Origin of the sequence: Shewanella japonica (assembly GCF_002075795.1) — a bacterium.
In the GTDB taxonomy this organism is placed as follows: domain Bacteria; phylum Pseudomonadota; class Gammaproteobacteria; order Enterobacterales; family Shewanellaceae; genus Shewanella; species Shewanella japonica.
In genome coordinates this window covers 1,041,807-1,068,142 of the sequence record NZ_CP020472.1, presented here as the reverse complement: position 1 = coordinate 1,068,142, position 26,336 = coordinate 1,041,807, and the positions used below count along the sequence as shown (strand labels likewise).

Here is a 26,336-nt window from a genome sequence, read left to right as displayed (position 1 = left end):
CGCTTAAGCTTTACACTTTAGGTAAGACAACTGTCATACAAAGCCCACCATCGATACGATTATCTGCTGTGACTTGACCTCTGATTGCCAATAGCTGCCTTTTAGCCAAGGCTAAACCTAACCCGAATGAGCTACCATCACGCTCTCGTGATTTATCTACTCTGAAAAAAGGATTAAAAATGGTGTTCAATAGATGATGTGGAACCCCAGGTCCTTGATCTTCAATAGTGATTAGATATTGATATCCATCATCTTTAAGCTTCACCATCACACTTTTTCCATTGGGTGTATAACGCAGTGCATTACGAAGAATATTCTCGATTGCCTGACCTGCCGCGCGGTGACTTGAGTGCTCAATCAGTGCGCTTGCGGGGAGTTCACATTGAATGTCCACTTTCGGGAATTCAAACTTAGCATCATCAATGACCACATCAAGTAAGTCAGTTAACTCCAGTGATTCACTTTGAAGTTTGGGCTGCTCATTCTCAAGCCATGCAAGGGTTAAGGTGTCTTCTACTAGCTTACGAATATGTTTCGATTCTCGGCTAATGCGATCAAAATGCGCCGAAGGTGCTGAGGTTTCGGCCGATGCTAGCGCAATATCTAAGCGTGTTAATGGGGTGCGCAATTCATGGGATAAATCAGCAATAAGTTGCCGCTGGCTAATTAATTGCTCCCCGATGCGAATGGCCATTTGATCAAACGCGAGGGCTAAATCAGCAAACTCGTCATTTCGGTTTCCCATCAAGGTCGCAGCTCTAACATCATAATCACCTGCACTAAAATGACGAGTGGCTAATTGCATTTGTTGTAACGGCCGCATGATGTAGCGATAAAGAAAATACGACAATAAGGCTAATAAAATCGTCGGCACAATGATTTGCATTGTAGCCTCTGTATATTGCCAATAGGTACCGGGTCGCATTCTATTAGGGAGTTGGATCAGTAAACTCGTTTGACCTTGGCTAAATGGCAACTCCATTACTGGGTTTTGTTCAAAATATAAATGGATTTTCCAATCCACGCTGCGCCCTAAGTTATACCCGGTATAAAAACGCTCTTTTAACTTATCTCCGGCGATATGCTCGATGTCATAGCTGGCAATGGTAACCCAAGTATTTTCTTGAGTTTGTAGCTCATTTAACCAAGCGTCTAATTTGTCTAAATCACCCGCTTGATAAAGCTGTTCAGCTTTTTCTCCCCACTGGGTTAATTGCTGGCGATCTTGCAGCGCCAGTAAACTCATCCCTTCTTCTGTTCGAGTAGTGAGATGGTTAATTAAGTAAAATAGCGCAACAACGCCCGTGGCAATGACTAAGCAAAGCTTTCAAAATAATCGACGATTCATATGCAGCAGTATCCTTTTCCATGACAGGTGGTAATACGCTGGCCGGGGCCTTGAGCTTGATTAATTTTTTTTCGCACACGGCTTAAATGCATGTCTAAACTGCGGTCATAAGCGCTAATACTGCGATTTAGCACTTTTTGATACAGGTAAGCTTTACTGAGCACTTCACCTTGATTCAGCATCAATTCCCATAAGAGCTTAAATTGAATCGGGGTAAAATCGAGGATCAGGCCATCTACTGCAACCTGTTGCGATTTGGCATCAACTAATAAGTTTTCAAGGGTCATTTGCTGCAATAGCACAACCCTGTCTTCGGGTGAGCTGCGTCTTAATAACGCCTCTATGCGAAAGAGTAATTCTGTGGTGCTAAAAGGTTTAGCCACATAATCGTCAGCGCCTTGACTAAAGCCTTGAATCCGCTCTTGCTCAGCCCCCTTTGCCGTAACCATGATCACTGGAGTTTGAGAGGATTTTCGTAAAATATTAAGTAATGAAAAACCATCTCTTTTAGGGAGCATGACATCTAATAAAATAAGCTGATAATGATCTGACGATGCTTTAATTAATCCTGTTTCACCATCAAAACATTGCTCAACTTCATATCCTTTTTGGCAAAGAAGCTCTGCCAGTTGATTGTTTAATTCTTGGTCATCTTCAATGATAAGTATCGTCACGTTATATCCATAATCACTGGTTAAATAAAAGCCATTATTTAGTCAGTGTATTTCATCCGCTATAGGTAACTCTATAACTGACAATGTAAATAATGATAATTTAAGAGAATTAGAAATAACAAATAGATAATGGTGCGACGAAATCACAGGCGTGTGAGAGTGTGGTATAGAGTTAGCTGGATACTGGCTAATCGCTAACGGCTAACGGCTTTAGTATCCTTTTAAAATTCCTCGTTAAACCGATGGTCAGCACTACTGATAGTAACTGACCACCCAGTTTCATATTATGAATGAGCAATGTATTGCCATTCATTTTTGATGCAATCTATTGAGCAGCCAATTTACGCGCTTGATGCAGTTTCTTATAGCTTTCAATCAAGCGTAAATGAGGCTCAATGCCTTCAAGGTTGATGCTGGTTTCAGTTAGGCCATAGAATCTCACTTCACCTGTTACGCTACCAACCACATTTTGCATCACTTCTTCGCCGAACATACGGGTAAAGTTATGGATAAAGTGCTCAAGTTCCAGCTCTTCATCTAACTCAACTTCTAATACAGCATTAACAGCTTGATAGAATAAGCCACGCTCAACCGTATTATCGTTAAATTGCAGGAAGTCTTCGACTAACTCAAGGGCTTCTTCAAGAGCACCTAATGCAAGGTAAATTAAGATTTTTAACTCAATAATCGTTAACTGTCCCCAGACGGTATTTTCATCAAACACAATACCAATCATGGTGCGAATGTCAGTGTAGTTATCTTGCTGACTTTCATCTAAACGGTTAACCAAATCCACCAGCTCTTCATCAGATAAACGATGCAGATTTAAAATATCTTCACGATAATCTAAGGCTTTATTGGTGTTATCCCAAATCAGGTCTTCCACAGGGTAAACTTCAGAAAAATCAGGGACCAACATACGACAAGCTGATGCACCTAACTGGTTAAACTCAGCGGTATACACCTCTTTACCTAAGGCTTCTAAGATGCCGAATAAGCCGTTTGCTTCTTCTTCAGATGTACCTGAGAAGTCCCATTCACAGAATTCATATTCTGAATTGCTGCTAAAGAATCGCCATGAAACCACACCCGTTGAATCAATAAAGTGCTCAACAAAGTTCTCTGGCTCACTCACTGCCATGCTGTTAAATGTCGGCTTTGGCACGTCATTTAAGCCTTCAAAGCTGCGGCCTTGCAGTAACTCAGTAAGGCTGCGCTCTAATGCCACTTCAAAGCTTGGGTGTGCGCCAAATGAAGCAAAAACGCCGCCCGTTTTAGGGTTCATTAAGGTCACGCACATCACTGGGAATTCACCGCCAAGTGAGGCATCTTTTACCACGACAGGGAAACCTTGCTCTTCTAAACCGTTAATCCCTGCAAGAATGCTTGGATACTTTTCTAATACGGCCATTGGCACATCAGGAAGAACAATTTCTTGCTCAATGATTTGGCGTTTAATGGCTCTTTCAAAGATTTCAGACAAGCACTGCACTTGGGCTTCTTGCAGGTTGTTACCCGCGCTCATGCCGTTACTTAAAAATAAGTTTTCAATCAGGTTTGATGGGAAATAGACCGTTTCACCATCGCTGTGACGTGTGTAAGGAATCGTGCAAATACCGCGCTCAATATTGCCTGAGTTAGTATCAATCAAATGCGAGCCATTTAACTCTTCATCTGGGTTATAAATTTCAAGGGTGTACTCGTCTAAAATGCCTTGTGGTAAAGCATCGTCTTCTTCAAGTTCAAACCACTTTTCATTGGGGTAGTGAACAAACTCGCTGTTGGCGATCTCGTTGCCAAAAAACTGATCGTTATAGAAGAAGTTATTGTTTAAACGTTCAATGAACTCGCCTAACGCTGAGCATAATGCACTTTCTTTGGTTGCACCTTTACCATTGGTAAAACACATTGGCGATGCAGCATCACGAATATGTAATGACCACACGTTAGGGACGATGTTGCGCCACGATGAGATTTCAATTTTCATCCCAAGATCAGCCAACATCCCGGTCATATTTTTAATGGTTTCTTCAAGCGGTAAGTCTTTACCTAAAATGTAGGTAGTCTCATCGTCATCAGGTTGTCCCATTAGCATGGCGTTCGCATCACTATCGAGGTTTTCAACCGTTTCTATTTTAAATTCAGGGCCTGTTTGCACGACCTTTTTTACCGTACAGCGGTCAATGGAACGCAATATGCCGGTACGATCTTTCTCTGAGATATCATCAGGCAGTTCAACTTGAATTTGAAAAATCTGGTTGTAACGATCTTCAGGGTCAACAATGTTGTTTTGCGATAGGCGAATATTATCGGTCGGAATATCGCGGGCTTTACAATAAACCTTGATGAAGTAAGCCGCACATAACGCAGATGATGCAAGGAAGTAATCAAACGGACTTGGCGCTGAACCATCACCTTTATAGCGAATAGGCTGATCGGCCGTAACCGTAAAATCGTCAAACTTGGCTTCGAGCCTTAAGTTATCGAGAAAGTTAACTTTGATTTCCATTGAATACACCCACAACTTGCTTAGCTAATATGTTTAAATCAGCGCTAACGATCGCGCCTATCTATCGAATGGGGTGAATTATCGGTGTTTTTGCTCCATTAGTCTTGGATTAATTAAAATAAAACTCGATTGTGGCTGATTATCCGCTATTTTCCGCCATCAGCTACAATCAAATATCCAATGCTTGTACTGGCCTATCGACTTTGGCATAGCTCAAGCGTGATAATCTGGTCGTCGTATGATAACTATCAAGCCCCGACACAGCTGCGGTATTTATCGACTCGATATCAATATAACCATCATCTTTCACCGCGATGTTATCCACTAATACATGGCTGACTTCGCCAATCACCAATATCGTATTGTTGATAGTTAATGGCGTAATCTCCCGCACTGACAGCGAAAACTTTAGCTGGCTTTGTTGAACAAATGGCGCAGCAACTCCATCAATATAGGTTTCTGTAAGCCCTACTGCATCAAACTCTGAAATAGCATCATCGTACCTAGCCGAAGTTTGGTGTGCCTGCTGATAAATATCTGCCGATACGTGGTTAATGGTGTAAATCCCAGTGCGTTTGATATTGGCTAAGGTATTTCGGGGAACAGCTTTATTATCAGCGTCGTTGATGTTCGCTTTTTTGAGGGTGTTTTTTGCTGGAGGCTGCACAGCGGTTGGGCGAATGATCATACCGACTAACGCAGGCGATGCGCCAATGTGAAACACCGAGCTTATCATCGCCAAATTAGTGATGCCTTGCTCGTCAATTGTTGCCACTAAATTGGCACTTTTAAACCCTGATAAGCTATTGATAAACCTAGCTCGTTGACGATCTGCAAAGCCATTAATATCTGCTGAACTGAAATGCTTAATTGCCATAATATGATGACGTTTCCTATAAGTTGAAAATAAACCCAAGCGAGACTTAGCCCTGATTTAAAGTAAAAGTTCTCGGTGCCAATGCGTTGAGACTGAGATTGAGATTGAGATTGAGACTGAGCATTAGACTGAGCATTAGATATTATCTAAATTGGCTAATAACCCGTGGGCATGCTTAAGTATACGAGCCCTGTCAGCCTCTGGTTTTTTAAGCCAATTGGCGTACACCATTCTAGTGCGAGGGTTGGCATTAAAACGGTGTTGATGCTTATCCATAAAGTGCCAGTACATCGAGTTCAGCGGGCACGCATCCTCTGTGTCAATTTGATTCACCTTGTAGTGGCAGTCAGTGCAATAGTCGCTCATTTTTTTAATATAGTTACCGCTAGCGGCATAGGCTTTTGAACCTACAATGCCACCATCAGCAAACTGGCTCATCCCTCGGGTGTTGGGCATTTCAACCCACTCAATCGCATCGATATAAATACCTAAATACCACTGGTCTACTTCATCAGGGTGAATGCCAGCAATCAGGCAAAAGTTACCCGTGACCATTAAACGCTGAATATGATGAGCATAGGCATAATCGAGGGATTGTTTAATGGCATGATGTTGACAATTCATCTTGGTATTAGCATCCCAAAACCAATTGGGCAAAGCTTGGGTTGCATCTAAATGGTTTAACTGTTGATACTCGGGCATATTGGCCCAATACACGCCACGGACAAATTCACGCCAACCTAAAATTTGACGAACAAACCCTTCAATTTGAGCTATTGAGATGGCACCCTCTGCTTGGCGATAAGATGCAATCGCGGTATCGACCACATGTTGTGGACTGAGCATTTTGCTATTAATGGCAAAGGATAGCCGAGAGTGGTATAAGCTCCATTGTCGCTGAGAAAGCAAGGTATCAAGTTGGCCTGTCATCGCATCTTGAAATTGGCCAAAACGCACTAAACAAACGCGACAAAAATACACTAATAAATCCTGTGCCTCCTGACGTGTTACTGGCCAAAGCAAGGTCTGTGACATGTTACCTATGGTGTGAATGTCATGGCGTTTTAGCCGTGCAATTATTTCGCTAACATCATGACTAAAGACTAACGCTTCGGGTACATGTTCAAAGTCGGCAGGGGTTAACTTTTTCCTGTTTTCAGCATCATAATTCCATTGCCCACCTTCTGGATTGTCTCCATCCATCAGTAAATTAACGCGTTTACGCATCTTGCGATAAAAGTGCTCTAAACGGTGTTTCTTACCCGCTTTGAAGTACTCATTGAGCTCTGAATCAGACAAATAAAAGTGTTCAGTTTCGTAGGCTTGAGTCGTAACGCCTGTGTTGAAATTCATGTCATTCGCTAACTGCTCTCGCAGGCGATACTCATCAGGCAACTGATACTCAAACTGCGTAACTTGGTATTGCTCAATCAGGCTATGAAATAATTCAGGTAAATCTGTAAATGACGCAGTGTCATCTAACGTTAAATAGCACACACGATGCCCAGCTTGCTGCAGTGCCTTAGCAAAGGCGTCCATTGCCGCAAAAAAAGCACACACCTTTTGCCCATGATGACGGGTGTAGTTTGTTTCTTGTTTTAGCTCAGCAATAACATATAAAGTCTCTGGACAGGTCTGGCGAAACCAAGAGTGTGACGCATTAAGTTGATCGCCTAAAATCAGTCGTAATCGATTGGCTGTTTTCATGACGTTTCCTTTTTAACTAATGGCTTATTAGCTAATTCAGCCTTAGTCAGTTTTGTATTCACGAGTAAGGTATTTGCGGGTAAGGTTTTCGCTAAGCTTGCAATGACTGATCGTCTTTCACCCGCACAGCGCTTAGAGCAGTACTTCACATTAGGCCAATCCCGCTGCCATTTTTTACGCCAGCTAAATGGTCGCTGACACACTAGACATATTTTGTCTGGCAAATTGCTTTTTATCCCTTGTGATTTTCTCATCAACCCTGCCTAACATGTCGCAGCAACAAGCGTTGGGCCTCTTGCTTGACTTGAGGTCGGCTGCGCCACTGCCACAATAGGCTTTGCGCCGCTTTATAGCTTTGGCTTAGGTCGACGATTGGCTCAGGGTATTCAATACCGAGTTGGACTTGATGCATCATTTGCTCCATTGGTGACAACATCCAAGGTGAATGCACTAAAGGAGCTGGAATATCTTCCAGTTCAGGTAACCATTTTTTGACAAACTCGCCATCAGAATCTTTTTCGATACCTTGCTTTACAGGGTTATAAATCCGAATGGTATTGATGCCAGTAACCCCAGCTTGCATTTGGAATTGGCTGTAATGGATCCCTGGCTCAAAGTCTAAAAACAGCTGGGCAAGATGCTGCACACCTAAACGCCAATCAAGCTGTAAATGATGGGTCAGAAAACTCACTAACATGGCACGCATTCTAAAGTTGATGTAGCCCGTGTGAATTAAACATCGCATACACGCATCCACCATAGGAATACCTGTTTTACCGGTTTTCCATGCCTCTAACTTGAGCATAGCAGCGACCCCTTCGGCTCGTGGTAAATCAATGTAGCCACGATTAACTGGTCTAAACTCCATTGCTGATTCACTTTCAAACTTTTGGATAAAATGGCAATGCCAGTGCAGCCTTGAGCTTAACGCCGCCAGACTGCGCCGCCAGCCTTTGGTGTTCCAGTGTTGTAAAAGTTGCTGGTATACCTGACGCAAACTTATATTGCCCCACGCCAAATATGCCGACAGGCGTGAACAGTGGGTTTGGCTTAACAGTGGGCTCGATAATGAGTACGCATAAGATTGGCCACGCCCTTCAAAAAACGACGTTAGCGTTTGCCAAGCTGATTGTTCGCCACCATATTGAAATGTGCCTATAGCGTTGGGCAGCGAGGCAGCACATCGACTCAATGAACCTTTCGCTTCATCATCAATCAGCCAATCAATTACCGATAAATCAATATTTACCAAGGGCGCACGCATGACCTTTTGCCAGTGCTTGTCCCAATTTTGCCTATCAGATAAACCTCGTATCACTGCCGCATAGGGTGTTTCATGCCAATCAATGCCTTGAATCTCACACCACTGCCCTACTTCGATGTCACGTTCAAAGGTACTATTAAGCCCCACCTCTTGATGTGAATATAACGCCGATATACCAAATTGCTGATGTAAGTCTGTTAAGGTTTCTGTCACGTTATCAAGGCTGCAACGTAACGCACCTTGAGGGACTCGGTGCTCGATATCCTGCAAGGATTGCTTAATAAACTGTAAGTGGCGAGCGGAAGTGTGTTTGTCGTTAACGACTATGGGCTCAAAACAATATAAAAGTAATACAGGCAAACCCGAATTAATTGCCTCCAATAAAGGCGCGTGATCAGACAAGCGTAAGTCTCGTTTAAGCCACACAACCGCTATAGGCATTAGCCAGCCTCCTGATGTTCTTGTGGCCAATCGGCAGCATCAAGGCTATCTAAGTTTAACGCTAGCTCTTGCTGCCATTGCTCGCCCAACCAATGGCGAATAAAAACATGCTGAGGGTCGTACATGGCTGTTTGTTTTTCGATATTGAAATGGCGACCACCACGTGGATCGACACCAACGCCAGCAATGTACTGCCAGTTTCCCCAGTTAGATGCCACATCATAATCAATCAGTTGTTGCTCAAAATAGGCAGCGCCATAGCGCCAATCAAGGCCTAATTCATTCACTAAACAACTGGCTACAATCTGTCGCCCACGGTTAGACATGTAACCCGTCGTATTAAGCTGTTTCATGCAAGCGTTGACCAAAGGATAAGGAGTATTACCTAAGCACCATTTTTTAAATCGCTCAGGGAAAAAACTTGTCAGAGGCATGACTGTTGCTTGGCCTTTGAAATGAAATAACTGCGGGCCATGTTGCCAAGCAAGCCAATGAAAATACTCCCGCCAAAGCAGTTCAAAGCCTATCCAGTATGTAGAGTCATTCGCGCCATGTATGCGCTCATATTGCTTTAGCTGTGACCATAACGCCCTTGCCGACACATTACCGAAAGCGAGAAATGGACTGAATTTAGTCGAATGTTCAAAGCCATCGAGTGCATTACGAGTTTGTTTATAGTCGCTGGCATAATGACTCGAAAAATAATGCTCAATATGCTTATTAGCCGCCTTTTCACCGCCAGAAAATATAACGGAAGATGGCGCTTGAAACTGACTGAAGTCGGTTTCATATTGGCTGACTAAGGTGATTGGTTGTGGCGAAATACCATTGAAGGTATCGCAAGGTAACTCCACCGCTAGCTTCGCCTTTTCAACTTTACGGCGAAACTGCGAGAAGCTGTTCATTGCATCAATATAAGGCGTCATTTGCTGTTGATTGAACAAACCATTATTCCACTGTGCAAGTAGAGTGACATCTGGCAGGTTTTTACCTATTTGCTGCCAAGATTGCCTTTCATCCCAGCCCACTGATTTACTGTAACCTAGCGCATTTATGCGGTTTTGTTCGGCCAACTGAGTAACCACTGCAACAGGATTACCAAAATATAACTGCAATGAGTGCCCTAATACACTGAGCTGTTGTTGAAGATCTGCCAAGGATTGCAGTAAAAAACTAAGTTTGTGTGGTCCCATTGATTGCTGCTGGTAACATCTTGGTGTAAACCATTGCTCATCAAACACATAGGCAAAAGCCAAACTTGGCGTTTGCTGGTTTGAGCGACCACCATCCTGCACCGATTGCGCGTGACGCAATAACGAATTCAGCGCCACGTTGTCGTGTAAGCGAAGGTCTTGAGTAAACACAAATAAGCAGCGATTGTCTGACAAAACACACCCTAGAGATTATTCAAACATGCTATTGATACGAAGCGCACACCAGAAAGGTTTACTAGAAAAGTGAACAGCTAAGTGAGAGGTGGGAAGATCTGTACTGAACAATAGCAAATAGGCTATACCGCTTTGCTAAAGTTTATGCCGCTTTGCTATGGTTTATAGCGCTTTGCTAAGGCTTAAGTCGCTCCGCTATGGTTTATGTCGCTCTGCTAAGACTTAAGTCGCTCTGCTATGGTTTATGCAGCTTTGCTATGGTTTATGTCGCTCAGCTATGGTTTAAGTCGCTCTGCTATGGCTTTTGATTCACAGCTAAAGGAGATGTTAGGGATCGTTTGGCTGCCCTTTGGTGCGAGACTTGCGACTGGCATTTTGTTGCTGCTCAAGTTCACGTTGATGGTTTTCATGATTAACCAGCACTAGGGTTAAATACATTTTCGTCGGCAATGACAACACCATCCCAAATGCCACACACATGGCGCTGAGAATAATCCCCTTCACGCCCATCACTTCAACAGTGTGGTTAAAGTTATGTAGATAAATACCAAGTAAAATCAGACAAATGCCACAACGAATACAAGCTCTAAGTATCACTATTAACGTTGAGCTTTTTATCATGGTTCACGTCCTTGATAATAAATCTGAGCAAGTTATATCTCGAATCGAGCGTATATCGCTATTTAGGTGCTCTACATCCTTATTCTAGGTAAACATGAGACGCTTGATCTACCCATTCAAATTAAGCAATTTATCCTTAGCCTAAGTTTTTTAAACGGTAACTTATATCGTCTAGCAAAACGCTTAGTGCTTAAGTAACCAACCTATTTACCCCAGGGGTTACTCGGGTCTTGTGATGGCGCTGGGCGGTTTTTATTACGAGATTTATTTTGAGCATGATTATTTTGAGCATAGTTATCTTGCGCTCTGGGTTTATCTTTACCGTACTTGTTAGGGCGACTGTTATTACGTTTCATTTCTTCGTAATCAGCTGTGGCTTTTTCACGCATTTCTGCAATTAACTCAACTGTCAGCTCTTGCGGCTTACGTGGCACGATGCCACCAGCAAAGCCACGTTCACGGGGTTTTAGCTCAAACTGGGCAGCACTGCCTTTTGGCATGCTTTTAAAACGATACAGATAAAAGCTTTCAACGCGTTCTCGCGCCCATTCGGTTTTCTTTAAAAACTTAAGGCATGACTCTAAACTGGGATTATTATTGAAACACTCTAAGCGCAGGGCTGCGTATAAAATCTTCCAGTCATAAAAATCGACTAGCTCAGCGACCATTGTTTCTGATTTTAAACCATGCAGTGGATTGTTTCGTTGTAGTTCAACCATAAGAGATCCCAAAAATGCCGATGAGCGAAATATAAACCTCATAATAGCAAGCAATCTACACGCTTAGCTATCTCGCTGGGTGTTTATCCCAAAAGCTTTTTCTGTTCACTACGATACTTTTTACTCTGATGGCGATAATTGGTCTTTCCTTGTTCTAATAAACTCGGTATAACGGCGCAATGAAAATCCCAAAACGAATCCAACCTCTGGTTGAAGAAGGCTTAGTCGACGACGTCCTGCGCCAATTAATGAGCGGCAAGGAAGCCAGTGTTTATGTTGTGCGCTGCGGCGATGATATTCGCTGCGCCAAAGTCTATAAAGATGTTGATAAGCGCAGCTTTAAACAAGCCGTTCAATACCAAGAGGGACGAAAAGTTCGTAATAGTCGTCGCGCCCGAGCGATGGAGAAAGGCTCTAAGTTCGGCCGAGATCAGCAAGAAGAAGCTTGGCAAAACGCCGAAGTTGATGCGCTATATAAATTAGCCGCTGCGGGTGTTCGCGTGCCTGAGCCTTATGGTTGTTTTTCTGGTGTGTTACTAATGGAGCTCGTCACTGACAGTGAGGGCGTTGTCGCCCCTCGACTTAATGATGTTGTCTTTTCAAAAGAAGATGCCATACGCGATCACGCCAGTATGATTGAATACACTAAATTAATGTTATGTGCTGGGCTTATTCACGGAGACTTATCAGAGTTTAACGTGCTGGTTGATGACAAAGGCCCGGTGATTATCGACTTGCCACAAGCGGTTGATGCCGCAGCCAACAATAATGCTGTGTGGATGTTCGCCCGTGATGTAAACAACATGACAAACTACTACAGCCAGTTTGCCCCAGAGCTTGCTAACACCCAATATGCCAAAGAAATGTGGGCATTATTTGAAGCAGGAGAACTAACGCCAGACACTGAACTTACTGGTAAATTTGCAGAAAGCGAACACATCGCTGATGTTGACTCTGTGCTTGAAGAAATCAACGCAGCACGGGAAGAAGAACAAGAAAGACTGCAACGCATTATTGATGCTAATGAAGATTGTTAAGCGAAACCTGAATGTAAACCGTATCTACCAGCGAGTGAAACAACTTACTTACTCACTCGCTCGCTCGCTTTGGCAACCATAAAACTCAACCAAATTAATCACTAAAGCCCAAGCGTGTTGAACATTGTGCTTCATCATACGGTCAGCCTATTTAGCTAAGTTTCTCCCTCCTATCAAATCAATTTGAAAATACTACCCCCGTTAACAATGTTAATTTCAGGTTAGTGATATTGCGCATTTTATTTGTGATTTTTATATTAAATTTACGAACTCATTCACAATCTGAAATAGGATAACGAACTTAGATTAGCGAGCTTGGCTCTCATAAGCACTTACACAATAAATAAGTCATCTTATGAGTACTATCGAATCAATCACCTTAATGCTAGCGCTAGTCTATAGCATCAGTTTACTTTACTGGAGTAAACAAAAATGGGGCGCGGCTATTAGCGGTGTATTACTTGGCTCTGCGCTGTTAATGACTCTCCATTGGCCGTTATTTGTCGGCCTAGTCGTGGCACTGGTTGCGGTGACAATGTTAAATAAGTTTCAACCTGCACTGGCTCAAGGCGGCGCTGCTGCTGGCGAAAGCTCAAGAGGCAATAACAAAGCCAACCAATTACGAGAAATGATAAGGCACTTACTGGCGTTATCTATGCTGCTTGTTGGGGTACAATTTGCCATCAATTCCGCCATGCTTAAAGCAGGAGTCGACCCCATATTGGTTCGTCCAGATATTGGCGATGCCTTTTTACCGATTGCAGGCGGAATAGAACTAAAAGCCATTTTAGGGCTAGGGTTATGGGATAAAAATCACCCTTCTGCAGCCGTCATGTTAGTGGTGGTTTTACTCACAGGCTTATTATGTAAGCGCGCCTTTTGTGGCTGGGCATGCCCACTTGGATTAGCTGGCGATTACCTTTACGCCCTTAGAAAGAAGTTCATCAAACAAGAGTTTGCTCCACCAGCTTGGTTAGACTGGATATTGCGCATGCTTAAATACTTGCTAATGGCAGCGCTGATTTTATTAGTCTTCACAATGCCGCTAGCCAGTATTCCTCATTATCTTGATGGTTACTATCACAAAGTCGCGGACTTAAAGATGGCGCTGTTTTTCTTAAAACCTACCATCATAAGCCTTATCTGTTTCAGTATTATTCTTGGTATTGCCGCTTGGAAGAAACAAGGGTTTTGCCGATATATTTGCCCTTATGGTGCATTTTTAGGGCTACTCAGTTTTTTAAGTCCGTTCAAAATACGCCGCACCACTGAACAATGTTTAATTGAAGGCAAAGGGATGAAGTGCGATAAATGTACTCGCGCTTGTCCAGCTAACATTATCATTCACACTCAAACGACAATTCGTAGCGACGAATGCCAAGCCTGCATGAAGTGCATCTCCGCCTGCCCTAAACAAGAGGCGCTGCATTTTAGCACTCGTTGGGGAACTAAAATGTCTGCCAGAGGCTTAACAATATTACTGCTGTCATTGCTATTTATGATCCCACTTTGGGCATATGTTGGTGGTTTTTGGCATGGCGAAACTCCAACAGAAATAAGAATGATGTTAATACAACATTTAGGCAGTATTGGTCATTAACTGCTATTTGTTGGATTTAAAGTGATATCACTGAATCCACAATATCATCCATAAATATGACGCTAACGTCATTGAGGCAGCATTGGTCATTAACAGCTATTTGTTAGATTCAAAGTGATATCAATGAATCCACAATATCATCCTTAAAAATGATGCTAACGTCACTGAGGCAGTATTGGTCACTAACAGCTATTTGGATTCAAAGGGGTATCACTGAATTCACAATATCATCCTTAAAAATGCCGCTAACGTCATTGAGGCAGTATTGGTCATTAACTGCTATTTGGATTCAAAGTGATATCAATGACCCCTAAATATCATCCATAAAAATGCCGCTAACGTCATTGAGGTTAGCGGCATTACTTTTACTCGTTCAGTTAAACTGTATTTGAGGCACTATGCCGCTTTACTGGCAGCTTCTGCCTGGCTTGCTAAGTATTCATCAAACGTACCGTGGAAGCTCACTAACTGCTTGTCTTTCACATCAATGATATGAGTTGCCAATGACGATACGAACTCGCGGTCATGGCTAACAAAAATCAACGTGCCTTCAAACAGTTTAAGGGCATTGTTTAACGCTTCAATCGCTTCCATATCCATGTGGTTGGTTGGTTCATCCATCACTAACACGTTAACGTCTTGCATCATTAACTTGCCGTATAACAGACGGTTTTTCTCACCACCTGAACAGTTTTTGGCTTTCTTGTTGGCATCGTCTTCAGTGAATAACAAACGCCCTAACATACCGCGAACCATTAAGTCGTTATGTTTAGGAGTACGCCACTGCGACATCCAATCAAACAAAGACAAGTCATTATCAAAGTCTTTGCTGCTGTCCTGTGGGCAGTAACCAATCGCTGCGTTTTCAGACCATTTGATGGTGCCATGGTTATTCGCTAATTCCTTGACTAAACAACGTAGCAAGGTGGTTTTACCGACACCGTTTTCGCCAATAACCGCAAGCTTTGCGCCCGCTTCTAATATTAAATCGCCACCTGCAAATAAGCTTTCACCGTCAAAGCCATGACCTAATTCTTCAAGCACTAATGCTTGACGGTGCATTTTTTTACTTTCATCAAATCGAAGTGATGGCGTCATTCGGCTCGATGACTTCACTTCATCTAAACTGATTTTCTCAAGTTTTTTAGCGCGAGAGCTTGCTTGTTTTGCTTTCGAGGCATTGGCGCCGAAACGGTTAACGAAGTCTTGCAGCTCTGCCATTTCGGCACTCTTTTTAGCATTACCTGCTAATAATTGTTCTTGAATTAACCCAGAAGCTTCAAGGAAGTATTCGTAGTTACCAGGATAAATTCGCAGCTCACCGTAATCAATATCGGCCATGTGAGTACAAACGGAGTTCAAGAAATGTCTATCATGTGAAATGATAATCATGGTGCACTTACGTTGATTAAGTTCACTTGCCAACCAAGAAATAGTATGAATATCCAAGTTGTTGGTCGGTTCATCAAGTAACAAAATATCTGGGTTTGAAAATAGCGCCTGTGCCAGTAAAACCCGTAGTTTCCAGCCCGGTGCAACTTGTTGCATTAAACCAAAATGATAATGTTCTTCAATACCTGCTTCTAATAGAATTTCACCGGCACGAGATTCTGCGCTGTAGCCATCCATTTCAGCAAATTCACTTTCAAGTTCAGCGACTTTCATGCCGTCTTCTTCGCTCATTTCTGGTAACGAGTAAATACGGTCACGCTCTTGCTTCACTTCCCATAGTTTTGCATCACCCATGATCACAGTATCAACCACACTGTATTGCTCGAATGCGAACTGATCTTGGCTCAATGTACCGACTTTCAAACCGGGAGTAATCGAAACATTACCAGAACTCGGTGCTAACGCGCCGCTAAGAATTTTCATGAATGTTGATTTACCACAACCATTAGCACCAATTAGACCATAACGGTTACCGTGGCCAAATTTAGCGGAGATATTTTCAAACAATGGCTCTGCGCCAAACTGCATGGTGATGTTGTTTGTACTAATGATAGTGGTAACCCTCGGGATAAATAGTAGAAAAAGTGAGCTTAAAAGCAGCGCGGCAGTATACAGACTCTACTGTGTATTAGATACCCGAAAGATGAGTTTAATAGGTATTGTTAATAGATATTTGTTAATAGGTATTTGTTAATAAGAACTTGTTGATAAGAACTTATTAATAAGAACTTATAGATAGCCACGTGTTAATAGGAGCTTGAAGCATGGACTGGGAAGTAAGGGACATATTCGCAGTTTTGGTTAGCTATCGGCTTAGTGTCCCATAAGCAAAATGTAAATTGAAAGACACTATCATGCAGAATATTGTTGGTGTATTTATGGCCACGATAATTGGGTGACCAAAATAAAGGCAGAACAGTTATCAACTCACTCTTGGACAGAAATGGGTTAGGAATTAAGTCTTAGCTAATGAGCATTTAATAGAAAAATAATTATGTTTACTCTGCCCCACTTATTCAGTCTACCCCTGTTTTCAAAGAAACTTATCAGCGACTAGTCGCTGCTGGAAAGCCAAAGAAAGTAGCCATAATTGCCTGTATTAGAAAGAGGGTAGTAACACAGAATTCCATGCTAAGAGATGGTGTAATGTGGGAAGTACCAAAAGCTCAAAATTAGCTATTGACGCCATAGTCTCTTGTTATACGTTTACTTTACTCGCAGACTTATAGCCAAATAAGTAAAATAGTCCAGCTATAAGCCAAACTATACCAACATACAGCACTACATCTGTTACTTTGTCTGGCTTTCTTAACCACAGTTGGATCGGTAGCAGGCCACGGATAATGCAAAGAGTAGCAATAGTATATATACCTAAGGTTAACAGCGGGAGTTTGCGAATTATATGTGCTCCTGATAATGCATAGCAGCCAGGAATAATGAAAAGAATTGCAGCGAGAATAGCACCAATAGGCGCAACGATTGTTCCTTGCTTTGCTGACTCAACAATAAATTCAGGAGCCATTTGAATCGAATAACATTCAGGACCAAAGAATATACAGGAAAAATGTGCGAGTGCAGTGCTAAAAGCAAGAATCGCAGTTAACAATAAAAGAGTCACTCCATATTTTGACTTCACGCTGATCTCCCTTCAAGCGTATAACGCCCTGTTAGTGGGCAAAATTTAGTTGGCTAAAATTAGCGACGAAGGAGCAAAGCCAATTGTATTTTGTCCTTGTTAAACAGCTTGATAATCATTGAGCCTCCTCCCTAGCAAGCCGCATCAGCGGTATGCTTAAGGTGACCAAACCAACAGGAGAAAGCTCAATGAGATTTTATAATAACTCACATCCATACTACTGTGGTATTGATTTACATGCACGTTTACTTTATGTCTGCATCATTGATTCTAAAGGGGAAGTTGTCGCTCACAAAAAGATTGGGGCTAACAAAGATGACTTACTACTCATACTCGAACCCTATATCGGCAATGTCATTGTCGGGGTTGAGTGCATGCATTGTTGGTACTGGGTATCTGATTGGTGTGCTGAACTCGGCATCGACTTTGTTCTAGGCCATGCCCTTTATATGAAGGCCATTCACGGTGGTAAAACCAAGAACGATAAAATCGATTCTTTTAAAATTGCCACACTACTACGTGGTGGCAACTTTCCAATTGCCTACGATTATCCACGTGAAATGCGTGCTGCCCGAGATCTGTTGCGTCGACGAATGAAGATTGTCCGTCACGGCGCCATGCTCAAAGGTCATGTGGTTAACACCAACAGCCAATACAACTTGCCAGCCACTGACCTAAACCTTAAAAATATCTCTGCTAGACAAAAGCTACGCGAGCAATATCAAAACCCTATCGTGCAGCGTAATATCGATTTAGACATGGCTCTCCTTGATTGCTATGCCAAGGAACTAGCTCAAGTTGAATGGTTCATTGAAAAGCAGGCTAAAAACCATAACCCAGTGTATCTAGAATTGCTTAAAACCGTACCAGGTATTGGTAAGATTTTATCGCTAACAATTTTGTATGAAATCGGTGATGTAGCCCGATTTGAATCGGTACAAAAATTTGCCTCATACTCTCGTTTAGTCAAATGCAAAGCTGAGTCTGCGGGCAAAACCTATGGCACTAATGGCAATAAAATCGGTAATGCTCATTTAAAGTGGGCATTCTCTGAAGCTGCTGTGCTCTACCTGCGAGGCAATGATAAAGCCCGTCATTATCTTAATCGATTACAAAAGAGAATGAGTAAGGCTAAAGCATTATCAGCACTGGCTCATAAGCTTGGCCGCTGTGTTTATTTCATGTTGAAGAACAAAACGGTGTTTGATGAACAACGATTCTTAAAAGGATAAGTCGCGCAATAAGGTGAGCTGAACACCTAACTAGATACTCTTGAAAAAGAGAAGCGAGCATGACTGTGAATGATGTGACTAATGAAGCAATGACTTCTCACCATCATCACTATGCCAAATGCGATTTAAGCTACATCGACTCCACTTGATTTTAAAAAGAGTGACACCTTATTGGCGCGCATTAATGAGTACAATCACCAAAGTCGTTTACACCTTAAATGAGCCTGAAACTAACTGTGCACAAAGCACCTCTGACTTGAATAGTGCCATCTTAGGGTTAACCGATAAATGTCTAGTGCCCCTGATATTTCAAAGGATTGAAAAGCGTCAGGCAGCGATAAGATCGCACTAAGAGAGCCTCTATATGTGTTTGCTGTAAACGATGATTTGACAGCTAAATGACAGACGAAGTAGATGAATTTGTTGATTGATTTTAATTTGACTGCAAAAGCAGTCAAATAAGTTAGGCTCGCCTATTGACTGGCGGAAGGCTCATATGTGTTATAAGGTTTGTACTACTGGCTTATTTTATGATAAATAAAGTTAAATAGCCTAAACGATAAAAAATAAAGCAGCATATTTAACATTATTAGAACGCCAATAAATACGTAGTCACCGAACCCTTGAATTTTCCCACCTAGAACCATTAGGAAAAAACGGAAAGGCCATAATAAGTAGCCTGCACCTAAAAATGTAAATGGGAAACTTATTATTAATACAGGAAATAAAAAACCTAATGATAATGCCCATTTGTCAGATTTGCGCAAACCCCCTTAAACCTTATAACGCCCGAATTTGCGGGTGGTTTGGAGCGTAGCGGAAAACCAGTCCGACAAAATGCGCTTGTTATATTTCATATGTCCCCCAGTATACTTCTGTGTTTGGAGTGCAATAAAACCCTTCAAATGGGTCTAGTGATAGTATTTTTTCAATAACCTCTTTTGAAGAGCATAGAAACGAACAGTGACTATCCCAATGTGTTGTTACCAGCAAACTATGATCGTGAGTAAATACACAGCCATGAGACGGAATCTCATCTTTTTCTAGTAAATCATCAATCCTGTGCGATTTTCTTTCGGTGCCGAACTCGTCACCCACCCAAAGCCAATTATGACCAAGTTCTTTGATTGTTCTGAGAAGACGATTTTCAAGTAATGGAGGGATATCGCCTTCCTGTGGATGAATGATATTTTCCTGTTCCAGTTCAGCAAGTTTGTTTGAAAACTGTTCGTTTGAAAACTCCTTTTTTAAACCACCAATACTGGTTCTCAAACCTACATCAATATCAGATAAGCTGTTTAGCCCTGACAGCTCAATGATTTCTCGCCAGCTAATAGAATCACAGCCATTAATGATTTCATGCTTGTCAGGCCACGCCGAAGGACAGAAGCGTTCGATATCAATAGCCGTTGGTTTAAAAAATGGATGCAGAAGAATGTATACGCACTCAAACTGCCCCTCATAAAAAGACACAATCTTCTCATCGTAAGAACAAGATGCGTACTTATCTGGTGTTGGCAAGACTCTATCCGTCATCGCATCATGTACCTAAAAAATATAACGCCCGCGTAATAGGCGCGAGCTTGCGAGCGTCCTTATTGACGCGTTTGATAATCATTGAGCCTCCTCCCTAGCAAGCCGCATCAGCGGTATGCTTAAGGTGACCAAACCAACAGGAGAAAGCTCAATGAGATTTTATAATAACTCACATCCATACTACTGTGGTATTGATTTACATGCACGTTTACTTTATGTCTGCATCATTGATTCTAAAGGGGAAGTTGTCGCTCACAAAAAGATTGGGGCTAACAAAGATGACTTACTACTCATACTCGAACCCTATATCGGCAATGTCATTGTCGGGGTTGAGTGCATGCATTGTTGGTACTGGGTATCTGATTGGTGTGCTGAACTCGGCATCGACTTTGTTCTAGGCCATGCCCTTTATATGAAGGCCATTCACGGTGGTAAAACCAAGAACGATAAAATCGATTCTTTTAAAATTGCCACACTACTACGTGGTGGCAACTTTCCAATTGCCTACGATTATCCAAGTGAAATGCGTGCTGCCCGAGATCTGTTGCGTCGACGAATGAAGATTGTCCGTCACGGCGCCATGCTCAAAGGTCATGTGGTTAACACCAACAGCCAATACAACTTGCCAGCCACTGACCTAAACCTTAAAAACATCTCTGCTAGACAAAAGCTACGCGAGCAATATCAAAACCCTATCGTGCAGCGTAATATCGATTTAGACATGGTTCTCCTTGATTGCTATGCCAAGGAACTCGCTCAAGTTGAATGGTTCATTGAAAAGCAGGCTAAAAACCATAACCCAGTGTATCTAGAATTGCTTAAAACCGTACCAGGTATTGGTAAGATTTTATCGCTAACAATTTTGTATGAAATCGGTGATGTAGCCCGATTTGAATCGGTACAAAAATTTGCCTCATACTCTCGTTTAGTCAAATGCAAAGCTGAGTCTGCGGGCAAAACCTATGGCACTAATGGCAATAAAATCGGTAATGCTCATTTAAAGTGGGCATTCTCTGAAGCTGCTGTGCTCTACCTGCGAGGCAATGATAAAGCCCGTCATTATCTTAATCGATTACAAAAGAGAATGAGTAAGGCTAAGGCATTATCAGCACTGGCTCATAAGCTTGGCCGCTGTGTTTATTTCATGTTGAAGAACAAAACGGTGTTTGATGAACAACGATTCTTAAAAGGATAAGTCGCGCAATAAGGTGAGCTGAACACCTAACTAGATACTCTTGAAAAAGAGAAGCGAGCATGACTGTGAATGATGTGACTAATGAAGCAATGACTTCTCACCATCATCACTATGCCAAATGCGATTTAAGCTACATCGACTTGATTAGACACCTTATTGGCGCGCATTAATGAGTACAATCACCAAAGTCGTTTACACCTTAAATGAGCCTGAAACTAACTGTGCACAAAGCACCTCTGACTTGAATAGTGCCATCTTAGGGTTAACCGATAAATGTCTAGTGCCCCTGATATTTCAAAGGATTGAAAAGCGTCAGGCAGCGATAAGATCGCACTAAGAGAGCCTCTATATGTGTTTGCTGTAAACGATGATTTGACAGCTAAATGACAGACGAAGTAGATGAATTTGTTGATTGATTTTAATTTGACTGCAAAAGCAGTCAAATAAGTTAGGCTCGCCTATTGACTGGCGGAAGGCTCATATGTGTTATGTTTAAGTTTTTACCAAGTCCATTGCTACAGCCATTTGTATTTGATGTATTTTACTTAAACTGTGCAAATAGTCATTAAGCTCAACACGTTCAAAAGCTGGTTCTACTTGAGAATCAAATTTATCAACTTCTACGTGTAATACATATGAGCCAGAAATTAGTAAAACATATATATCTTCACATTGCTCAGGAATGTAATTTAACACGTAACTATTTGATACATCGTAACCAGCATTTTTCAGTATGTAATTTAAACGCTTACCATCAGTATTTAAGGAAACGTTTGAGTTTATTAGTTCTTCTCTAAACTCTCGCTCTGCTTTACTGCCGATTAATTTCACCTAAACTAGCCCTTAAACATAACGCCTCATTAAGAGGCTAAAAATAGTTGGTTAAAATAAGCGACGAAGGAGCAAAAACCAACTGTTTTTTGTCCTACTTTAATGACTTGTTAGCTGTACTTACTTGATATTGCTAGTTATTTTATTTATCTCGGCAGACATTTCTTGCTGTATTACTGGCCTTAACTTTAAGAACTTAGCGTAAGCTGGGTGGTCTAATATTTCAGCAATTTGCACTAATTCGTCTGCAGTAAAATGCTTAATGTATATATCTTGAATCTTACCTATAAATTCATCTGAATTAAAAAGCTTTAATAATTTGGTAGCATATTCACTCGATTCTTTCTCTGTATAACCGCCAGAAGTAAACACTTTGGTTAGCGATTCCTTTGTATAAGCGGAAGAAGATTTTTCAAATATGCTTTTGGCAGCCTGTTTTGCTTGATCGGAATTAACAGCAAAAGAGCTTTGAGAAATGACTAATAAAAAGAATATGAGCTTACGCATGTGGTTGACCTCCTTGTACTGCTAACGCCGCATTAAGCGGACAAAAATAGTGGGTTAAAATGTGTAGTGAAGCGAAACGTAACCCACTGTTTTTTTTTGTTCCGTTTAAATGCCTTGTATGGATAATAAACCCACCTAATTTACAAATACTTCCCTGTTTCGGGTAATGTGAGACCCAGGCTTTAGCTGCAACTAAAGCTTTCCTTGTCGTAGTTCGATTGATTGCTGGCTCCTCTATTGAGAGACCGATAACAAGAAAGAACGCGACAAAGGACTCCAAGCAAAACACTCGAATAGTCTACTGGGTCTCGAACCCGCATTTGCAAGCAATAGTTAGCTTATTATGAATTCAAAAACTTATCAAAACATTAACATCGGTGTCGATACGGGTAAGTTTCAGCTCGATATTTATATCCGACCACTCAATATCTTTTTCACCGTCAAAAACGATGAGAAAGGCATTAAAGAAGCTGTTAACCTCATCAAGAAACACCATCCTGAATGTATCGTTATTGAAGCAACAGGTCGCTTAGAAATGCCATTTATCATGGCCTGCGCTGAAGCAAATCTGCCCTTCGTTATTGCGAACCCAATACACATAAAACGATTTGCTGGTGCCATTGGTCAAAAAGCTAAAACAGACAGGCTAGATGCGCAGCTCATCGCTCATTATGGAGATGCGATTAAGCCTAAGTTATCTACTTTAAAGCCTGACATCATGCAGGCTATGAGCGATTTAGTCTCAAGACGCAATCAAATTATGGCAATGCAAACGATGGAGAAGAACAGGCTGCAAATTCTGCCGAAAGAGCTTGCGATGACCATCAAACCTATCTTAACTGTATTTAAAAATCAGATAGAAAAGATAGAAGCAAAAATAGTTAAACTCATCGAGTCCAACCCTGCTTCTCGTAATAAATCAGCCAAGCCAAAAATATCATTCTACAAAGCATGAAAGGAATAGGTAAAATCGCCGCTGCTTCAATCATCAGTAACCTGCCTGAACTTGGATATATTAATAATAAAGAAGCGTGTTCATTAGTTGGTGTTGCACCAATGAATAGAGAAAGTGGTCGCTTCAAAGGCCAACGAAAAATTCAAGGTGGGCGGCATCAGGTCAGAACAGTTTTGTATATGGCAATGATGTCAGCTATACAATCAAACCCTGTTTTTAAAGAAACTTACCAACGTTTAGTCGCAGCCGGAAAACCAAAGAAAGTAGCTATTATTGCCTGTATTAGAAAGATGGTCGTGACGCTTAATTCAATGCTAAGAGATGGTGTGATGTGGGAAGCGCCAAAAGCTTGAAATTAGCTATTGACGCCATAGTCTCTTGTTATGCGTATTCACTTTTACTGCCAATGAATGACTCGATTTCTGACCAAGCCATATACTCTGTATCTAGTTTACTGAATTCACGAAACAGCTTACCTAACCTATTAATTGCAGCCGGTTCTGTTTGGATGCACAACTCCACAATTTCACGATGAGGTAATTCATTATTATTACAAAACCTGATTTGAATTGCTGAGCTGCCACGCGAATCTGTAGTAAATACTCGGAACCTAAAATAATATGCAAATCGATCTTCAGATTTCTCAGAGCCAATTTCATATAAAAATACATCACTAGAATGCCTAGGGAAACACTCCAAGCGCTCAGCTATTTTAATTAGTGAATCTGCGTTATCGTAAAATTCAAAGCAAGACGATGTATTCCCATTAGAAATATTCCAAACAAGTTGAATATGGTATGGCTCTTCATATGGAATTCTTTCAATTTTAACGTAATTACTCATATATACCTTTACGCATAACGCCCCGCTCATCGGCACACTTATATGACTCACTAGTTGAAGCAAGCTCAAGCATTCTCTTGTTGAATGCCTCTGCATAGGAAAACGCCTTGGTTATTAAATCATTTGAGGACCCACAAACTGAACTATCAGCACCAACCCACAAAGTTTCCCACTTAGTTTCCAATACTACGCAAACAGTCATCTCAATATCGTCAAATGCAGGACGTGCAGGAGCAATGCCATTAGCTACAGATATAAATGAAACTCCTGACTTATCGAAGGCTAAGTCAGCATCTTCGGAAGCATTGTTTACATCATATCTAGCTTGCTCCGACTCAAAACGGCAGTCATCAGCATATGCAATACTCGACCATGCAATAAACACTAATATGAGAATTCTCATACTACCTCCTGGCATACTAACAGCTTATTATATAGCTGCTCGATAATCTTCCGGCTAAAATTCAGCTTAGCAGCAACAATGCCAAGCCAACCGTCTGTTTAATATAGATAAAGCGAAAATTTAAGATCTGTTTTATTAATATAAAGCCCGCAAAAGTGAGCGCTTTGATGTAGAGGTCTCTACAACCTTTTATCAATAACTTTAGATTCAACAACTTATCAAATAACTAGAAGTTTATCGAGCGTAAATCAGCCAATTTTTACTCTCTTTACTCAAGAATCATTCGTGTAAAATTATAACTGTATATCTATTTAGTATTTTAAAGTCAGATATAGTGTGCAATTGATTAGAAAATTTAAGGTGATATTTTCGCTCTCCGTCACATGAGTTTCTCTTGCTAACTCATCTTCTATTTCCAAACTGAGTTTGAAAATAAAGAGAACACCACGACGTTAATCCAAACGGAGTTTGGAAATCCAGTGTGAAATCCATATGTCTAAAACTGATATTAACTAAGTGCCATGACGTTGATTTTTTTGTTCAAAATAGCATACAAACCTTAGGGCAATTGTCAGTCAAATCATAACAACGCTCGTGTATACGGAAACGCCCAAAGTTATTAGCTTTGGGCGTTTCTTCTTACAAATTTGGTTACAACAAACCGAGCTTTAAAGTGTCATATGCAGAATTGGAAAAGGTTTTCCCATATCATCGAGTGGCGAACGAGAAACGACTTTAAACCCTATATGCTCGTAGAAGCCTACTGCCTGTGGGTTTTGTTCATTAACATCGACCTTGGTTGCGCCTAACTGCTCTATTGCGTATTGCAGTAGCACTTTACCAACGCCTTGCCCTCTTGCCTCGTTTAAGATGAAAAGCATTTCAATCTTTGAGTCGTGGATACCCACAAAACCTTGTATTGAACCCGTTTCATTTTTAACACATCTTAACGTGACAGCAGGAAAAGCCTGCTCAATGATAATAGGTTTAAAAAATTCAATGTCTGCTTCTGTTATGAAGTCATACGTAGCTCGGACTGAGTTTTCCCAAACATTAAGCATTTCTGCGTAATTTTCGGGAAGCACATTTTCTACAATCATTATGGTTTCTCTATCGTTGACTGAAATTTATGTGCAGCCGCGAGAGTGTATTTTATCGACAAAATAGATAACCGTCCATGTACTATCGACTTTGCTTGTGTCGACTTTGCTTGTGTCGACTTTGCTTGTGTCGACTTTGCTTTTGTCGACTTGGCTTTAGCCGACTTTGTTTTAGCCGACTTTGCTTTTGTTCGGCAATAAACCAAGCATCATCGCAGGAGTGAATAGCAACGCTTTCACAGATTGAAGTAGAAACTGATTGAGGCAAAAACAGAATTAGAACAGCAAACGAAGAGCAAAGCTAAACCCACCCTCACTGGAACTCTTTCGCCATCTTGTTCATTTCGTCTTGTCTATTTAGTCTTGTCTATTTCTTCTTGTCTATTTCGAGTGTTGTCACTTTCGCGGTTCTATCAATAAAGAGTGAAAATCCGAAGCGACATGGCTGATACAAAAAGGGG

General features: G+C 41.4%; 22 protein-coding genes and 3 pseudogenes. 7 read left to right on the top strand and 18 right to left on the bottom strand.

Features of this window, described 5'->3' with window-relative positions:
* Positions 1-10: 10 nt before the first annotated feature.
* The 10 genes and pseudogenes from SJ2017_RS04505 to SJ2017_RS04460 form a co-directional block, all read right to left on the bottom strand.
* Positions 11-1,246, bottom strand: coding sequence for a sensor histidine kinase (locus SJ2017_RS04505; RefSeq protein ID WP_244899771.1), 1,236 nt, complete (start codon positions 1,244-1,246; stop codon positions 11-13).
* A 98-nt stretch (positions 1,247-1,344) separates the two neighbouring features.
* Positions 1,345-2,022, bottom strand: coding sequence for a response regulator transcription factor (locus SJ2017_RS04500; protein WP_080915005.1), 678 nt, complete (start codon positions 2,020-2,022; stop codon positions 1,345-1,347).
* A 325-nt stretch (positions 2,023-2,347) separates the two neighbouring features.
* Positions 2,348-4,531 carry an OsmC domain/YcaO domain-containing protein gene (locus SJ2017_RS04495; protein ID WP_080915004.1) on the bottom strand — a complete coding sequence of 728 codons (2,184 nt, stop codon included), beginning with the start codon at positions 4,529-4,531 and terminating at the stop codon, positions 2,348-2,350.
* A gap of 169 nt (positions 4,532-4,700) precedes the next feature.
* Entirely contained in the window at positions 4,701-5,408 is a 708-nt protein-coding gene (locus SJ2017_RS04490; protein ID WP_080915003.1) for a flavin reductase family protein, read from the bottom strand.
* Between the two features lie 135 nt (positions 5,409-5,543).
* Positions 5,544-7,115, bottom strand: coding sequence for a cryptochrome/photolyase family protein (locus SJ2017_RS04485; RefSeq protein WP_080915002.1), 1,572 nt, complete (start codon positions 7,113-7,115; stop codon positions 5,544-5,546).
* A gap of 107 nt (positions 7,116-7,222) precedes the next feature.
* Positions 7,223-7,369: pseudogene (locus tag SJ2017_RS21675) on the bottom strand (DUF2256 domain-containing protein); the annotation flags it as partial.
* On the bottom strand, positions 7,369-8,820 hold the full coding sequence (locus tag SJ2017_RS04475; RefSeq protein WP_080915000.1) for an FAD-binding domain-containing protein: 1,452 nt from the start codon (positions 8,818-8,820) through the stop codon (positions 7,369-7,371). The pseudogene SJ2017_RS21675 and the gene SJ2017_RS04475, both read right to left, overlap by 1 nt.
* Positions 8,820-10,208, bottom strand: coding sequence for a DASH family cryptochrome (locus tag SJ2017_RS04470; protein ID WP_080914999.1), 1,389 nt, complete (start codon positions 10,206-10,208; stop codon positions 8,820-8,822). The genes SJ2017_RS04475 and SJ2017_RS04470 overlap by 1 nt, the downstream gene beginning before the upstream one ends.
* Positions 10,209-10,535: 327 nt before the next feature.
* Positions 10,536-10,826, bottom strand: coding sequence for a hypothetical protein (locus SJ2017_RS04465; RefSeq protein ID WP_420876302.1), 291 nt, complete (start codon positions 10,824-10,826; stop codon positions 10,536-10,538).
* Between the two features lie 206 nt (positions 10,827-11,032).
* Positions 11,033-11,548, bottom strand: a complete 516-nt coding sequence (locus SJ2017_RS04460; protein ID WP_080914997.1) for a VF530 family protein — start codon at positions 11,546-11,548, stop codon at positions 11,033-11,035.
* A gap of 179 nt (positions 11,549-11,727) precedes the next feature.
* Here SJ2017_RS04460 and SJ2017_RS04455 point away from each other — a divergent pair, with 179 nt between their 5' ends.
* Positions 11,728-12,585, top strand: coding sequence for a PA4780 family RIO1-like protein kinase (locus SJ2017_RS04455; protein ID WP_080914996.1), 858 nt, complete (start codon positions 11,728-11,730; stop codon positions 12,583-12,585).
* Between the two features lie 355 nt (positions 12,586-12,940).
* A complete protein-coding gene (locus SJ2017_RS04450) occupies positions 12,941-14,185 on the top strand; it encodes a 4Fe-4S binding protein (RefSeq protein WP_080914995.1) in 1,245 nt (414 codons plus the stop codon).
* A 396-nt stretch (positions 14,186-14,581) separates the two neighbouring features.
* Here SJ2017_RS04450 and SJ2017_RS04445 read toward each other — a convergent pair whose 3' ends face one another.
* Positions 14,582-16,189 carry an ABC-F family ATPase gene (locus SJ2017_RS04445; RefSeq protein ID WP_080914994.1) on the bottom strand — a complete coding sequence of 536 codons (1,608 nt, stop codon included), beginning with the start codon at positions 16,187-16,189 and terminating at the stop codon, positions 14,582-14,584.
* A gap of 459 nt (positions 16,190-16,648) precedes the next feature.
* On the opposite strand from SJ2017_RS04445, the pseudogene SJ2017_RS21410 reads away from it, so the two are divergent.
* A pseudogene (locus SJ2017_RS21410) lies at positions 16,649-16,813 on the top strand (IS110 family transposase); the annotation flags it as partial.
* Between the two features lie 22 nt (positions 16,814-16,835).
* Here the strand turns inward: SJ2017_RS21410 and SJ2017_RS04440 are convergent.
* Positions 16,836-17,273 (bottom strand): hypothetical protein, encoded by a 438-nt coding sequence (locus SJ2017_RS04440; protein WP_080914993.1) that lies wholly within the window; start codon positions 17,271-17,273, stop codon positions 16,836-16,838.
* 188 nt (positions 17,274-17,461) lie between these two features.
* Between SJ2017_RS04440 and SJ2017_RS04435 the strand changes: the two genes are divergently transcribed.
* A complete protein-coding gene (locus SJ2017_RS04435; RefSeq protein ID WP_080914992.1) occupies positions 17,462-18,505 on the top strand; it encodes an IS110 family RNA-guided transposase in 1,044 nt (347 codons plus the stop codon).
* Between the two features lie 846 nt (positions 18,506-19,351).
* Here SJ2017_RS04435 and SJ2017_RS04430 read toward each other — a convergent pair.
* Positions 19,352-20,041, bottom strand: coding sequence for a DUF2711 family protein (locus tag SJ2017_RS04430; RefSeq protein ID WP_080914991.1), 690 nt, complete (start codon positions 20,039-20,041; stop codon positions 19,352-19,354).
* A 151-nt stretch (positions 20,042-20,192) separates the two neighbouring features.
* Between SJ2017_RS04430 and SJ2017_RS04425 the strand changes: the two genes are divergently transcribed.
* On the top strand, positions 20,193-21,236 hold the full coding sequence (locus tag SJ2017_RS04425) for an IS110 family RNA-guided transposase (protein WP_080914990.1): 1,044 nt from the start codon (positions 20,193-20,195) through the stop codon (positions 21,234-21,236).
* A 492-nt stretch (positions 21,237-21,728) separates the two neighbouring features.
* Here SJ2017_RS04425 and SJ2017_RS04420 read toward each other — a convergent pair whose 3' ends face one another.
* A complete protein-coding gene (locus SJ2017_RS04420; protein WP_080914989.1) occupies positions 21,729-22,067 on the bottom strand; it encodes a hypothetical protein in 339 nt (112 codons plus the stop codon).
* A gap of 120 nt (positions 22,068-22,187) precedes the next feature.
* On the bottom strand, positions 22,188-22,574 hold the full coding sequence (locus tag SJ2017_RS04415; protein WP_080914988.1) for a DUF2059 domain-containing protein: 387 nt from the start codon (positions 22,572-22,574) through the stop codon (positions 22,188-22,190).
* Positions 22,575-22,917: 343 nt separating this feature from the next.
* On the opposite strand from SJ2017_RS04415, the pseudogene SJ2017_RS04410 reads away from it, so the two are divergent.
* Positions 22,918-23,882 (top strand): annotated as a pseudogene (locus tag SJ2017_RS04410) (IS110 family RNA-guided transposase).
* Between the two features lie 28 nt (positions 23,883-23,910).
* Here the strand turns inward: SJ2017_RS04410 and SJ2017_RS04405 are convergent.
* The 3 genes from SJ2017_RS04405 to SJ2017_RS04395 form a co-directional block, all read right to left on the bottom strand.
* Entirely contained in the window at positions 23,911-24,372 is a 462-nt protein-coding gene (locus tag SJ2017_RS04405) for a hypothetical protein (RefSeq protein ID WP_080914987.1), read from the bottom strand.
* Positions 24,365-24,775 (bottom strand): hypothetical protein, encoded by a 411-nt coding sequence (locus SJ2017_RS04400; protein WP_080914986.1) that lies wholly within the window; start codon positions 24,773-24,775, stop codon positions 24,365-24,367. The genes SJ2017_RS04405 and SJ2017_RS04400 overlap by 8 nt, the downstream gene beginning before the upstream one ends.
* Before the next feature lie 668 nt (positions 24,776-25,443).
* Complete coding sequence (locus SJ2017_RS04395) at positions 25,444-25,875, bottom strand: GNAT family N-acetyltransferase (protein ID WP_080914985.1); 432 nt, start codon at positions 25,873-25,875, stop codon at positions 25,444-25,446.
* Positions 25,876-25,920: 45 nt separating this feature from the next.
* Between SJ2017_RS04395 and SJ2017_RS21405 the strand changes: the two genes are divergently transcribed.
* The gene (locus tag SJ2017_RS21405; RefSeq protein ID WP_156003147.1) at positions 25,921-26,076 is read left to right on the top strand and encodes a hypothetical protein; all 156 of its coding nucleotides are present in this window, start codon (positions 25,921-25,923) and stop codon (positions 26,074-26,076) included.
* Positions 26,077-26,336 lie beyond the last annotated feature (260 nt).

What these genes read in the sequence shown, in the direction of transcription:
- SJ2017_RS04425 (WP_080914990.1), top strand. Translation starts at nt 20,193, where the DNA reads ATGAGATTTTATAATAACTCACATCCATACTACTGTGGTATTGATTTA.
- SJ2017_RS04490 (WP_080915003.1), bottom strand. Translation starts at nt 5,408, where the DNA reads ATGGCAATTAAGCATTTCAGTTCAGCAGATATTAATGGCTTTGCAGAT.
- SJ2017_RS04415 (WP_080914988.1), bottom strand. Translation starts at nt 22,574, where the DNA reads ATGCGTAAGCTCATATTCTTTTTATTAGTCATTTCTCAAAGCTCTTTT.
- SJ2017_RS04495 (WP_080915004.1), bottom strand. Translation starts at nt 4,531, where the DNA reads ATGGAAATCAAAGTTAACTTTCTCGATAACTTAAGGCTCGAAGCCAAG.
- SJ2017_RS04475 (WP_080915000.1), bottom strand. Translation starts at nt 8,820, where the DNA reads ATGCCTATAGCGGTTGTGTGGCTTAAACGAGACTTACGCTTGTCTGAT.
- SJ2017_RS04435 (WP_080914992.1), top strand. Translation starts at nt 17,462, where the DNA reads ATGAGATTTTATAATAACTCACATCCATACTACTGTGGTATTGATTTA.
- SJ2017_RS04505 (WP_244899771.1), bottom strand. Translation starts at nt 1,246, where the DNA reads ATGAGTTTACTGGCGCTGCAAGATCGCCAGCAATTAACCCAGTGGGGA.
- SJ2017_RS04460 (WP_080914997.1), bottom strand. Translation starts at nt 11,548, where the DNA reads ATGGTTGAACTACAACGAAACAATCCACTGCATGGTTTAAAATCAGAA.
- SJ2017_RS04485 (WP_080915002.1), bottom strand. Translation starts at nt 7,115, where the DNA reads ATGAAAACAGCCAATCGATTACGACTGATTTTAGGCGATCAACTTAAT.
- SJ2017_RS04455 (WP_080914996.1), top strand. Translation starts at nt 11,728, where the DNA reads ATGAAAATCCCAAAACGAATCCAACCTCTGGTTGAAGAAGGCTTAGTC.
- SJ2017_RS04450 (WP_080914995.1), top strand. Translation starts at nt 12,941, where the DNA reads ATGAGTACTATCGAATCAATCACCTTAATGCTAGCGCTAGTCTATAGC.
- SJ2017_RS04395 (WP_080914985.1), bottom strand. Translation starts at nt 25,875, where the DNA reads ATGATTGTAGAAAATGTGCTTCCCGAAAATTACGCAGAAATGCTTAAT.
- SJ2017_RS04430 (WP_080914991.1), bottom strand. Translation starts at nt 20,041, where the DNA reads ATGACGGATAGAGTCTTGCCAACACCAGATAAGTACGCATCTTGTTCT.
- SJ2017_RS04400 (WP_080914986.1), bottom strand. Translation starts at nt 24,775, where the DNA reads ATGAGAATTCTCATATTAGTGTTTATTGCATGGTCGAGTATTGCATAT.
- SJ2017_RS04405 (WP_080914987.1), bottom strand. Translation starts at nt 24,372, where the DNA reads ATGAGTAATTACGTTAAAATTGAAAGAATTCCATATGAAGAGCCATAC.